Below are 11,865 nucleotides of genomic sequence, written 5' to 3' on the forward strand. Positions count from 1 at the left end.
CCGCGATGACACTCTCTCCCAAATCCGCAGAGCTGATTGAACGGCGCAGCAAGCTGCTGGGTCCCAATGTCTCGACCTTCTATGACGAGCCCGTTCATGTCGTTAAGGGAGAGGGGGTCTGGCTGTGGGATGCGGATGGCCGCAAGTATCTGGATTGCTACAACAACGTGCCGCATGTCGGGCATTGCAATCCGCGAGTGGTCGAAGCGATCTGCCGCCAGGCATCAACCCTCAACACCCATACCCGCTATCTACATAACGGTATTCTGGACTATGTCGAGAAGCTGACAGGCACCATGGACGCGTCGCTGGACACCGCGATCCTGACCTGCACCGGGTCCGAGGCCAACGACATTGCCCTGCGCATGGCCGAGGGCATGACGGGCAAGCGCGGCATCATCGCCACCGATGCGACCTATCACGGCAACACCTCGCTCGTCAGCCAGTTGAGCAAGTCGAACGTGCCGACCGTGGGCTTTGGACTGGGTCAGTATTTCCGCTTTGTTGAAGCGCCGGACAGTTATCGCAACCCCGACCCGGAGGGCACCAAATTCGCCGACGCGGTAGCCGAACAGATCGCCGAGCATGAGAAATCCGGCATCGGCTTCGCCGCGCTGGTGGTCTGCCCCTATTTCCTGAACGAAGGCTTCCCGGACAATCCCGACGGCTGGCTGAAACCGGCGGCAGGCGTGGTGCGCAAGGCCGGAGGTCTGCTGATCTGTGACGAAGTTCAATCCGGCTTTGGCCGCACCGGCACCCATATGTGGGCGCATCAGAAGATGGGCGTCGTGCCCGACGTAATGACGCTGGGAAAACCAATGGCCAACGGCCATCCGGTTGGGGGCGTGGTGACACGGTCCGAGATTCTGGCGAACTTCCGCAAAGGGTATCGCTATTTCAACACTTTCGGCGGCAATCCGGTCTCCTGTGCGGCGGCCATGGCCGTGCTGGAAGAGATCGAAGACAAGCAGTTGCTGGCAAACGCCAAAAACCTGGGCGACCATGCCCGCGCGCGGTTGGAGACCTTGCAGCAGAAATACGACATCATCGGCGATGCGCGCGGGTCGGGTCTGATCTTCGGGGCCGAAATGGTGTTGGACCGCGAAACCAAGGAACCAGCCAGCGAATTCACCGACCGTGTGATCAACGAAATGCGCCAGCGTGGCGTCATTCACTCCAAACTGGGGCGGCACAAGAACACGCTGAAAATCCGCCCGCCGATGCCGTTCTCGAAAGAGAATGCCGATCTGCTGTTCGACACGCTGGATGACGTATTGGCGGAAACAGCGCTATGACCGTGGCGGAAACAACCGAAAAGGCACTGGCGCTCTGGGGATTCGAGGGGGCATCTTGCCAACTGATCGCGGAACGCGAAAACCGGGTATTCCGGGTCGAACATCAGGGCAAGGCCTTTGCACTCCGCCTACATCGCCTGGGGTATCGAACCGATGCCGAGCTGTGGTCGGAATTGGAGTGGATGGGCGCACTGGCGCAAGGCGGGCTGCATGTCCCTGCCCCGATCGCTTCGGTTTCGAGCAAGGTTCTGCATGTGGTGGACGGGATTCAGATCGACGTCCTGACCTGGCTGTCCGGTGTTCCGGTCGGCAGGACCGGGGTGGCATTGGACAGTGCCGACCGCGCCGGATTGTTCCACGGCATCGGGCGTGAAATGGCGCGGATGCATGCGCTGTCCGATGCCTGGACCCCGCCCGAAGGCTTTACCCGCTGCGCCTGGGACCGTGCGGGGCTTGTTGGAGAGAACCCCGTCTGGGATCGTTTCTGGGACAACCCGACCCTTTCCGGCGAAGACCGCGCCTTGTTCCTGAAGGTTCGGGACCTTGCGGATCAAGAATTGCAACGGCTTGAATCGGGGCTGGATTACGGCTTGATCCACGCCGATCTGGTGCGTGAAAACGTGATGGTCGACGGTGACAAACTGCAACTGATCGATTTTGACGACAGCGGCTTTGGGTTTCGGCTGTTTGACCTTGCAACGACTCTGCTCAAAAACCTCGAGGAACCCGACTATCCCAAACTGCGCGCCGCCTTGATCGAGGGTTACAAATCGGTTCGCGAAGTCGATACGGCAGCGCTGGACCTGTTCATTCTGCTCAGATCCGCAACCTATGTGGGCTGGATCATCTCTCGCATGGATGAAGCCGGATCGGAAATCCGCAACGAAAGGTTTATGCGCGACACCCGCAAACTGGCGCTGGCCTGTCTGGCTGGTCAGGAGGAACCATCATGAAACGCTTCGACGGGAAAACCGCAATTATCACCGGTGCCGGAACAGGCATCGGTGCCGCAACCGCATGTCGTATTGCCGAAGAAGGAGGCAATGTCATCCTGACCGGACGACGGGCCGACCCGATCGAGGCCGTGGCCGAGCGCTGTGGTGGTATTGCAATTGCCGGTGATGCGTCGTCGGCGGATCACATGGACCACCTGGTCGCCACCGCCCGGGACAAGTTCGGCGGGCTTGACGTGATGGTCTGCAATGCCGGTGGTTTCGGGTTCGGGACTTTGTCAGACATTACGGACGACGATTGGGCAAAAGCCGTGCAGGCCAATCTGAACACGGCCATGGTGGCAGCACGTTCCGCAATACCGGCGCTGGTCGAACGACGCGGCAACCTGCTCATGATGGCATCGATTGCCGCATTGGCTGCAGGCCCCGAGGCATGCGGCTATGTCACGATGAAACACGGGCTGTTGGGGCTGACCCGGTCGATTGCACGCGACTTTGGCCAAAAGGGTGTTCGTTGCAACGCGATTTGCCCGGGATGGGTGCGTACAGAAATGGCCGACGCCGAAATGGCGGAGTTGGTAGAGCGCCAGAACTTGTCCTCGGTCGAAGAGGCCTATGCCCTGGTAACGCGCGATGTGCCGATGGGCCGTCCCGCCACGGGGGATGAGGTCGCTGCGGCCGTGGCATTCCTGTGCTCGGGCGATGCAGCCATGATCACAGGCGCAACTCTGACCGTAGATGGCGGAGCCACCATAGTGGATGTCCCGACTCTGGCATTCTAGTGGCTCGGCTCCGCCTGAGATACCGACGATCGATCAAATTGAATTCAACAGGCAAACCCTGGAGACCCCGACATGAAAGACTCCAACTTCCTGAAGGAAAACAACGCCCGCCATTTCTGGCATCCGATGGCACACCCGGTCGACAGCCGGAACAATCCGCCGACCATTCTGACCGGTGGCGAAGGAGTCAGCATTATCGACGTGGACGGCCACAAGGCCATCGACGCCGTCGGCGGGTTGTGGAACGTCAATCTGGGCTATTCCTGCGAGCCGGTGAAGCAGGCAATTGCAGATCAATTGAGCGCCCTGCCCTACTACTCGACCTTCCGGGGCACCAGCAACGACAAGGTGATCGAACTGTCCTATGAGTTGGCGCAGTTTTTCGAACCCGATGGGCTAACCCGCGCCTTCTTTACCTCGGGTGGATCGGACTCGGTTGAAATCGCGCTGAAACTGGCGCGCCAGCACCACAAGGTTCGCGGCGAGGCCGACCGCACCAAGTTCATCAGCCTGAAACAGGGCTATCACGGCACACATTTCGCCGCCGCCTCGGTCAACGGAAACCAGAAGTTCCGTGCCGCTTACGAACCTTTGATGCCGGGGTGTTTCCACGTGCCCGCCCCCTGGACCTATCGCAACCCGTTCGATGAGACCGACCCCGAACGTCTGGCCCAGCTCTGTGTCAAAGCGCTGGAGGCCGAGATCGCCTTTCAGGGCGCCAACACCGTTGCCGCCTTTATCATGGAACCGGTTCTGGGGGCCGGGGGGGTAATCCCACCCCACAAGAGCTTTATGCCCATGGTGCGCGAGGTGTGTTCGAAACACGGAGTTCTGTTGATTTCGGACGAGATCATCACCGCATTCGGCCGCACGGGCAGCGAAAGTGGCGCGCGGCATTGGGGCGTGCAGCCCGACATCATGACCATCGCCAAGGCCATCACCAACGGCTATTTCCCCTTTGGTGCAGCGATGATTTCCGGCGCGGTGGCCGAAGTGTTCGAAAGTGACACCACCGGCAAGGCGTCGGTCGACCAGGGCTATACCTATTCCGGGCATCCGGTTGGTTCGGCGGCGGCATTGGCCGCTCTGTCGGAAATCAACCGGCTGCGCGTCTGGGAAAATGCAGCCATCCGGGGTGATGAGCTGTTTGCCGGTCTGAAAAAGCTGGAAAGCAAATATGACGCCATCGGTGACGTGCGCGGTGGCGAGGGCCTGATGTGCGCGCTGGAGCTGGTCTCGGACCGCGAAACGAAGGCGCCCATCGCCAGACATCTTCCGCTGCAGGTGCAGAAGGCCACCTATGAAGACGGTGTGATGGTTCGTGTGTCGGGCAACAACATCATCCTGTCGCCCCCGTTGGTCATCACTTCGGATGACGTGGTCAAGATCTTGTCGGCGCTCGATACCGGTCTGGCAACGCTATAGGAGTTGCCTTTTTTGATTTTCTCCGGCCATTCAGGAACATTTGGTCATTCCCCGCAGCATTCTGAAAGCCCGCGAGGATGGCATTGTTTATGACGGGATCAACGTAGCTTGAAAAGGTCAGGATCAAATATTGGCTGGCACAGAAGGAACCCGTATGACCAATCCAGTCTATGCAATTGGCGATATACACGGACAGCTCGGGCAGCTTGAAACGGCGCTGTCCCGAATAGAGAAAGATGGCGGAGCTGATGCCCGGATCGTATTCTTGGGGGATTATGTAGACCGGGGTGATCACAGTTGCGAAGTGCTTGACCTGCTGATCAAGGGGCTTGCCGAGGGCCGAAACTGGATTTGCCTGCTGGGCAACCACGACCGCATGTTCGCGATGTTCATGGAGGAGTATCCGCGCCATGACTCTCAATTTCTGGTTGGATATCATTGGCTGCATCAAAGGATCGGCGGAGTTGAAACGCTTCGGTCCTACGGGGTGGAAGTGACCGAAAAAGATCGGCTCTTTCAAGTGCATCAGCGCGCTCGCGCCGCCGTCCCGTCAAGCCACGTCGAATTTCTGGGTAGCTGCCCATATTTTCACCAACAGGGCGAATTGCTGTTTGTTCACGCCGGCATCCGGCCCGGGGTGCGCTGGGAAGATCAGAACAGAGATGACCTAATCTGGATTCGCGACGAGTTTCTGAACGACACAAGCGAACATCCATGGTTGGTGGTGCATGGCCATACACCGGCACAAACGGCGGAACACAGAGGTAACCGGGTAAATCTTGATTCAGGCGCCGGCGAAGGGCGCGCGATAACGGCTGCCGTGTTCGAGGGACGAACCTGCTGGAAATTGACAATTCAGGGCCGGGTCCGATTGGAACCCACGCCCATATTGGCGTCTACCGATTAGCGTAGATCAAAAGTTTTGTTGTTTATCTGAGTTTGGAGAAACCCATCTCTTCCAAGATTTTCGCCACCAAACCAGTTGCATGTGCCAAGAGGACCTCTCCGAGGTCCCCTCGCCATTCGTGGCTTTACAATCGGTGGCACGAAATCTGCCTTTGCAGCTGACCCGAGCTTCTCCCGGCACCAAAGCACTTCGCGAAGTGCTTTAGATATCCAATGTATGCTCTTTCTCCCAACGCGAGAAATGAGACACGAAGGAATTCCATTCCTGATGTTTCATCTTCAGGAATGCTTTGGAAAACTCGTCGCCCATCATGGCCTTGAGTTCGCTATCCTTGTCGTATTCGCGCAGACCGTCCAGCATGTTCAGTGGCAGTTTCGGTGCGTCGGTGACGGTGTGGCCCTCGGCATACATGTCGATGTCATAGCGCGGACCCGGATCGGCTTGCGTGCGAATACCGGACAGACCCGCCGCAATGATCACGGCCTGCAGCAAATACGGGTTGGTGGCGCCGTCGGGCAGGCGCAGTTCAAACCGGCCCGGCCCGGGGACGCGCACCATGTGGGTGCGGTTGTTGCCGGTCCATGTCACAGTGTTCGGAGCCCAGGTCGCGCCGGACATGGTTCGCGGGGCATTGATCCGTTTGTAGGAATTGACTGTCGGATTGGTGATCGCCGCCAGCGCGCTGGCGTGTTTCATGATTCCGCCAAGGAAATACTTGCCCTGCTCTCCCAGGCCCACTTCACCGGTCGGACCATCGCCCTTGCCCGCGAAGACATTGGTTTTAGCGTCCACACCCGGCGCATCCCAGACCGAAATATGCGCGTGGCAGCCATTGCCGGTCAGCCCTTCGACGGGTTTCGGCATGAAAGTGGCGCGTAGCCCGTGCTTTTCGGCCACCGATTTGGTCATGAACTTGAAGAAGCTGTGCTTGTCGGCGGTCCTGAGTACGTCGTCGAATTCCCAGTTCATTTCGAACTGGCCGTTGGCGTCCTCGTGGTCGTTCTGATAGGGTCCCCAGCCCAGTTCCAGCATATAGTCGCAGATTTCGCGCACCACGTCATAGCGGCGCATCACTGCCTGCTGGTCATAGCAGGGTTTCTCGGCGGTATCGAACGGATCACTGATCCGTTCGCCATCCGGGCTCAGCAGAAAGAACTCGGCCTCGATGCCGGTCTTGACGTGCAGCCCCATTTCGGCCGCCTCATCGATCAGCCGGCGCAGCACGTTGCGCGGAGCCTGGGCCACATCCTGCCCCTCCATCACGCAGTTACCGGCGACCCAGGCCACTTCGGGTTTCCAGGGCAATTGAATCACCGAAGACGGGTCGGGTACCGCCAGCATGTCGGGATGCGCAGGGGTCATGTCCAGCCACGTGGCGAACCCGGCAAATCCCGCGCCGTCCTCCTGCATTTCCGCAATGGCCTGCGCGGGAACCAGCTTGGCCCGTTGTCCACCGAACAGATCGGTGAACGAGATCATGAAATACTTGACGCCATTTTCTTTTGCGAAAGCTGCCAGATCTGTCGTCATGGTGCGCTTTCCTTTCCCTGCTGATTATTGGTTTCAGAACGAAAAACGCGACCCTCAACCGAGGGTCGCGCGACATGATTTCAAAATCCGGCCTTGCCCGGATACCAACTTGTTCCCGCCAGCGGCACCTGCGCCATCGCCGCCGCCTCAATCGTCAGGGCGCACAGGTCTTCGGGTTCGAGATTGTGCAGGTGATTGTGGCCACAGGCGCGGGCGATGGTCTGGGCCTCAAGCGTCATCACCTTGAGGTAGTTGCGCAGCCGCCGCCCCGCATCCACCGGATCGAGCCGCGCAGACAACTCCGGCGTCTGGGTGGTGATGCCCGCAGGGTCCTGCCCTTCGTGCCAGTCGTCATAGGCACCAGTGGTCGAACCCAGTTTCTGATATTCTTCTTCCCATTTCGGATCATTGTCGCCAATGGCAACCATCGCCGCCGTTCCAATCGAAACCGCATCGGCACCAAGCGCCAGCGCCTTTGCCACGTCGGCCCCGGTACGGATGCCGCCCGAAATCACCAGTTGCACCTCGCGATGCACGCCCAGATCCTGCAGTGCCTGCACGGCTGGTCGGATACAGGACAGGGTTGGCAGCCCGACATGTTCGATGAACACGTCCTGCGTTGCCGCCGTGCCGCCCTGCATGCCGTCCATCACCACCACGTCAGCCCCGGCCTTGACCGCCAGCGCGGTGTCGTAATAGGGCCGCGTCGCGCCAACCTTGACATAAATCGGCACCTGCCAGCCGGTAATCTCGCGCAGTTCCAGAATCTTGATTTCCAGATCGTCCGGCCCGGTCCAGTCGGGATGACGGCAGGCCGAGCGCTGGTCGATGCCCTTGGGCAGGGTCCGCATGTCGGCCACCCGGTCAGAGATCTTCTGACCCAGGAGCATGCCGCCGCCACCGGGCTTGGCGCCCTGGCCAACCACAACCTCGATGGCGTCCGCCTTGCGCAGATCATTGGGGTTCATGCCATAGCGCGACGGCAGATACTGATAGACCAGCTTGGTCGAATGGCCGCGCTCTTCGGGCGTCATGCCGCCGTCGCCGGTGGTGGTCGAGGTGCCGGCCGCCGACGCGCCGCGCCCCAGCGCCTCTTTCGCGGGGCCAGACAATGCGCCGAAACTCATCCCCGCGATAGTTATCGGAATGTCGAGTTCGATCGGTTTCTTGGCAAAGCGGGTGCCCAGGGTCACCTTGGTGTCGCATTTCTCGCGATAGCCTTCCAGCGGATAGCGCGAGATCGACGCACCCAGAAACAGAAGGTCGTCGAAATGCGGCACCCGGCGCTTGGCACCGCCACCGCGGATGTCATAGATACCAGTGGCCGCGGCGCGTCGGATTTCGGCATTAATCGGGTTCGAGAACGTCGCCGACTGGATCGGGACGGTGCGTGGAATGCCTGAATTGTCCATATCTTTCATATCCCTCTCCTTAATACGCCTGCGCGTTGTCGACGTCGAAGTTGTACAGCTTGCGGGCCGAACCGTAGCGTTTGAACTCTTCCGGTTTTGCATCGCTGCCCGCGCGTTCCAGCAGATCCTTCAGGATCTCGATATGTTCGGGACGCATGTCTTTTTCGATGCAGTCCGCGCCCAGGCTCTTGACCGAACCACGCACGAACAGCCGTGCCTCGTACAGGGAATCCCCCAGCGCGTCGCCTGCGTCACCGCAGACCACCAGATTGCCCGCCTGCGCCATGAAGGCCGACATGTGTCCGATGTTGCCATGCACCACAATGTCGATGCCCTTCATCGAAATACCGCAGCGCGATGAGGCGTTGCCCTTGATGACCAGCAGTCCGCCGTGGCCGGTGGCGCCCGCATATTGGCTGGCGTCGCCCTCGACTATCACCTGGCCGGACATCATGTTTTCCGCCACACCGGGGCCGACAGAGCCTTCGACCTTCACGGTCGCCTGCTGGTTCATACCGGCGCAGTAGTATCCGGTCGAGCCCTTGACCGTCACCTCGATCGGCGCGTCCAGTCCGACCGCAATCGCGTGACTCCCTTTCGGGTTCACGATTTCCCAATTGGTCTGGTTGGTCTCGCTGCTTTGTGCCTGCAGGGACGTGTTCAGCCCGCGCAGGCCATTTGCTTCAAGATCATAGGTCTGCATGTCAGGCGGCCTTCTCTTGCGTTGTCGGACTGTCGTTGTGGGACCAGAAATAGACAGTGGCCGGTTCGGGTTCCCAAACGCGGGCCTCGTCGATCCCGGGCAGGTTTACCAGCGCCCGGTATTCACTGCCGAACGCCACATATTGATCGGTTTCCGCCATCACGGCCGGTTTGCAGGCGATCGGGTCGCGGACCACGCCAAACCCGTCCTTGGTGCCGACCACAAAGGTAAAGAACCCGTCCAGATCATCCAGGCTGGATTGCAATGCCTCGCCCAGCGTCGCGCCGTTCATCATCTTCCAGGTCAGATAGGCGGCCCCGACCTCGGTATCGTTCTCGGTCTGGATGGTCACCCCCTCGCGGCGCAGTTTGCGGCGAAGCGAGTTGTGGTTCGACAGCGAGCCGTTATGCACCAGGCATTGATCGGGACCGGTGTTGAACGGATGCGCACCCATCGTCGTCACGGCGGATTCGGTCGCCATGCGGGTATGTCCGATCCCGTGCGTACCGCTCATGCCGCTCAGATTGAAACGCGCAGCCACATCCTTGGGCAGGCCCACCTCCTTGTAGATTTCCAGGTTTTCGCCCCGGCTCATGATCCGTACCGAAGGTCGGATCTCGGTCAGCGCGGCGCGCGCGGCCTCGAACTGCCTTGCCGGAATTTCCAGAACGCTGTGCGTGTCATTGATAGCCTGGGTCACGGTTACGCCCAGATGTGTGCCCAGTTCGTCTGCCAGCCCGGCAAAGTCCTGATCGGGGCTCGCGGACTGCACCGTCAGCTTTGTCTTATCCGTCGTGGCTTCGCCATAGATCGCTATTCCGGCACTGTCCGGGCCGCGGTCCGTCATGGTGATAAGCATATCTGTCAGCATATTGCCCAGTTTAGGCGCAAGTGACTGATCTTTAAGGAATAGTCCGACAATTCCACACATAGAGCGACTCTCCTCGATTGAGTTTCGAGAAATCAGTATCACTGTTAGGAATATTATTCAACCACTGTGAAAGATGGTGGCGAGTTTCATCGGGCTCCAGTCAACGATCATTGACCAGCCGGGCAGCGCGATACGCGTGGGCGGGGCTTAACTTACTGAGTTTTTATAGGAAATTACCGACAGGAACCGGATCGGCAACTCGATCAGTTCTTCCGGTCCGTGTGGGGCATCTGCGTCAAAAAACAGGGTGTCACCGGGCAAAAGGTGGTACAACCGGGAGCCGTGGCGATATTTCAACTGCCCCTGAAGTAGATATATGAACTCGATTCCGTCATGCTGAAAGGTCGGGAACACGTCTGATTCTCCGCTGAGCGTGATCAGATAGGGTTCGGTAATCACGCCGCTTGCGTTTGATCCGAGATGTCCCAGCAGATTGTATTGGTGACCGGCGCGGGTGCCTTCGCGTTCGATCTCCAGTCCGGTGCCCGCCGAGGTGTGCACCGCCTCGCGCTTTTCCTCGAACCTGCGGAAAAAGGCCGTCACCGGAACACCAAGGCCGCTGGCCAGCAGCTGCAGCGTGGTCAGCGACGGTGAGGTCACGCCGTTTTCGATTTTCGACAACATTCCCAGAGAAAGACCGGTCTGGTCCGCCAGATCCTTTACCGTGATTTTCTGGTTCTGACGAAGGGCTTTGACTTCCTTACCGATCGCAACTTCGAGGTTGCGTTCTTTTTCGACCCGGACACGATGCGGATCCTGCGCCAAAGAAGTGTTGCCGCGCACGGGTTTTGAATTCTTCGGATCACTCATGCCTCGACCTCGACATCACCCCGTTCGTCCTGACCATGGACCGGCCATTTTTGACTTTGAGTGAACTATTTTCATCGCAAATGAAATTCCACTATAGTATTCGGTGAGAATGGCGACCACCTCAAAGCACAGTTCTTTCGGATTTTTGCTATTGCCGGGATTTCCCATGGCATGTCTGACGTCGGCTATCGAGCCCTTGCGGGCGGCTAATGAAATTGCCGGAGAAGATCTCTTTCAATGGCAGTTGCTGTCGGAGACCGGCGAGGCGGTGCAATCCAGCGCCAATGTTGTGTTTCAACCAGATCATGCACTGAACAGCGAGACCCCTCCGGACTACCTGTTTATCCTGTCCGGTCCAAAGGGTACCCCTGCCGACACGCGTGCGACCTATGGCAAGCTGCGCAATCTGGCCCGCCACGGCACGCCGTTGGGTGCGTTCAGCGGCGGTGTGTTCCATCTGGCCCGCGCGGGGTTGCTGGAGGGGCACAAATGTTCGGTCCACTGGTGTTACGAAACTGCATTCAAAACAGAATTTCCGGGTCTGAACACCACCGATGACGTGATCGTGCTGGGACCAAGCCGGTTTACAGCCTCGGGTGCTGCGGCAGCCTTTGACATGATGCTAAGCTTTATCGGCGATGTGATCGGGGCCGAAATCGCAACCGAGGTCGCGTGCTGGTTCCAGCACCCCGTCGTGCGCGCCGAGGGCGTTCGACAGAGGATGCCGTCGCTCAGAACCAAAGAGACGACGGATTCCTTGCCGCCACTGGCGGCCAGGGCGATCAAGCTGTTTTCGCAGAATCTGGAACATCCGGTGGCAACGCATGAGGCCGCGCAGGAACTGGGAGTTTCCCCGCGCCACCTGGAACGCGTATTCAAAGAGGCTCTGGGCCAGAGCCCGGGGCGGTATTACCGGGTTCTGCGTCTGCGGGCGGCGCGCCAGCTGGTGCTGTATTCCAACCAGACCATTACCGCGATCGCCTATTCCATCGGCTACAGCAACGCGTCGGCCTTTGTCAGAAACTACAAACAGGAATTCGGTGTGCGTCCAGCCGAGGATCGCCTAAACGCCAACAGTTTCCGGGTCGAGGATAACCTGCCGCTGCCCTCGGTCTGA

At 59.3% G+C, this 11,865-nt stretch carries 11 protein-coding genes; 6 read left to right on the forward strand and 5 right to left on the reverse strand.

Annotated elements, in window-relative coordinates:
* Positions 1–5: 5 nt before the first annotated feature.
* The 5 genes from ACR0AO_RS20600 (at position 6) to ACR0AO_RS20620 (ending at position 5,362) form a co-directional block, all read left to right on the forward strand.
* Positions 6–1,295 carry an aspartate aminotransferase family protein gene (locus ACR0AO_RS20600; protein WP_480607893.1) on the forward strand — a complete coding sequence of 430 codons (1,290 nt, stop codon included), beginning with the start codon at positions 6–8 and terminating at the stop codon, positions 1,293–1,295.
* Positions 1,292–2,248 carry a phosphotransferase enzyme family protein gene (locus ACR0AO_RS20605; protein WP_480607896.1) on the forward strand — a complete coding sequence of 319 codons (957 nt, stop codon included), beginning with the start codon at positions 1,292–1,294 and terminating at the stop codon, positions 2,246–2,248. The genes ACR0AO_RS20600 and ACR0AO_RS20605 overlap by 4 nt, the downstream gene beginning before the upstream one ends.
* On the forward strand, positions 2,245–3,030 hold the full coding sequence (locus ACR0AO_RS20610; protein WP_480607899.1) for an SDR family NAD(P)-dependent oxidoreductase: 786 nt from the start codon (positions 2,245–2,247) through the stop codon (positions 3,028–3,030). The genes ACR0AO_RS20605 and ACR0AO_RS20610 overlap by 4 nt, the downstream gene beginning before the upstream one ends.
* A gap of 72 nt (positions 3,031–3,102) precedes the next feature.
* Positions 3,103–4,455, forward strand: coding sequence for an aminotransferase class III-fold pyridoxal phosphate-dependent enzyme (locus ACR0AO_RS20615; RefSeq protein WP_480607901.1), 1,353 nt, complete (start codon positions 3,103–3,105; stop codon positions 4,453–4,455).
* Between the two features lie 154 nt (positions 4,456–4,609).
* The gene (locus ACR0AO_RS20620) at positions 4,610–5,362 is read left to right on the forward strand and encodes a metallophosphoesterase (RefSeq protein ID WP_480607904.1); all 753 of its coding nucleotides are present in this window, start codon (positions 4,610–4,612) and stop codon (positions 5,360–5,362) included.
* Positions 5,363–5,563: 201 nt separating this feature from the next.
* On the opposite strand, the gene glnT is transcribed toward ACR0AO_RS20620, so the two are convergent.
* The 5 genes from glnT to ACR0AO_RS20645 all read right to left on the reverse strand — a co-directional run bounded on the left by glnT (position 5,564) and on the right by ACR0AO_RS20645 (position 10,748).
* Complete coding sequence (gene glnT, locus ACR0AO_RS20625; RefSeq protein ID WP_480607907.1) at positions 5,564–6,892, reverse strand: type III glutamate--ammonia ligase; 1,329 nt, start codon at positions 6,890–6,892, stop codon at positions 5,564–5,566.
* 80 nt (positions 6,893–6,972) lie between these two features.
* Entirely contained in the window at positions 6,973–8,304 is a 1,332-nt protein-coding gene (locus tag ACR0AO_RS20630; RefSeq protein ID WP_480608001.1) for an FMN-binding glutamate synthase family protein, read from the reverse strand.
* A gap of 19 nt (positions 8,305–8,323) precedes the next feature.
* A complete protein-coding gene (locus tag ACR0AO_RS20635) occupies positions 8,324–9,007 on the reverse strand; it encodes a protein GlxC (RefSeq protein WP_480607911.1) in 684 nt (227 codons plus the stop codon).
* A gap of 1 nt (position 9,008) precedes the next feature.
* A complete protein-coding gene (locus tag ACR0AO_RS20640; protein ID WP_480607914.1) occupies positions 9,009–9,938 on the reverse strand; it encodes a class II glutamine amidotransferase in 930 nt (309 codons plus the stop codon).
* A 147-nt stretch (positions 9,939–10,085) separates the two neighbouring features.
* Positions 10,086–10,748, reverse strand: a complete 663-nt coding sequence (locus ACR0AO_RS20645; protein WP_480607917.1) for a helix-turn-helix domain-containing protein — start codon at positions 10,746–10,748, stop codon at positions 10,086–10,088.
* Positions 10,749–10,914: 166 nt separating this feature from the next.
* Between ACR0AO_RS20645 and ACR0AO_RS20650 the strand changes: the two genes are divergently transcribed.
* Positions 10,915–11,865: a GlxA family transcriptional regulator gene (locus ACR0AO_RS20650; RefSeq protein ID WP_480607920.1), complete on the forward strand. Its 951-nt coding sequence runs from the start codon at positions 10,915–10,917 to the stop codon at positions 11,863–11,865.

This window comes from Ruegeria sp. AF8, from assembly GCF_056541825.1.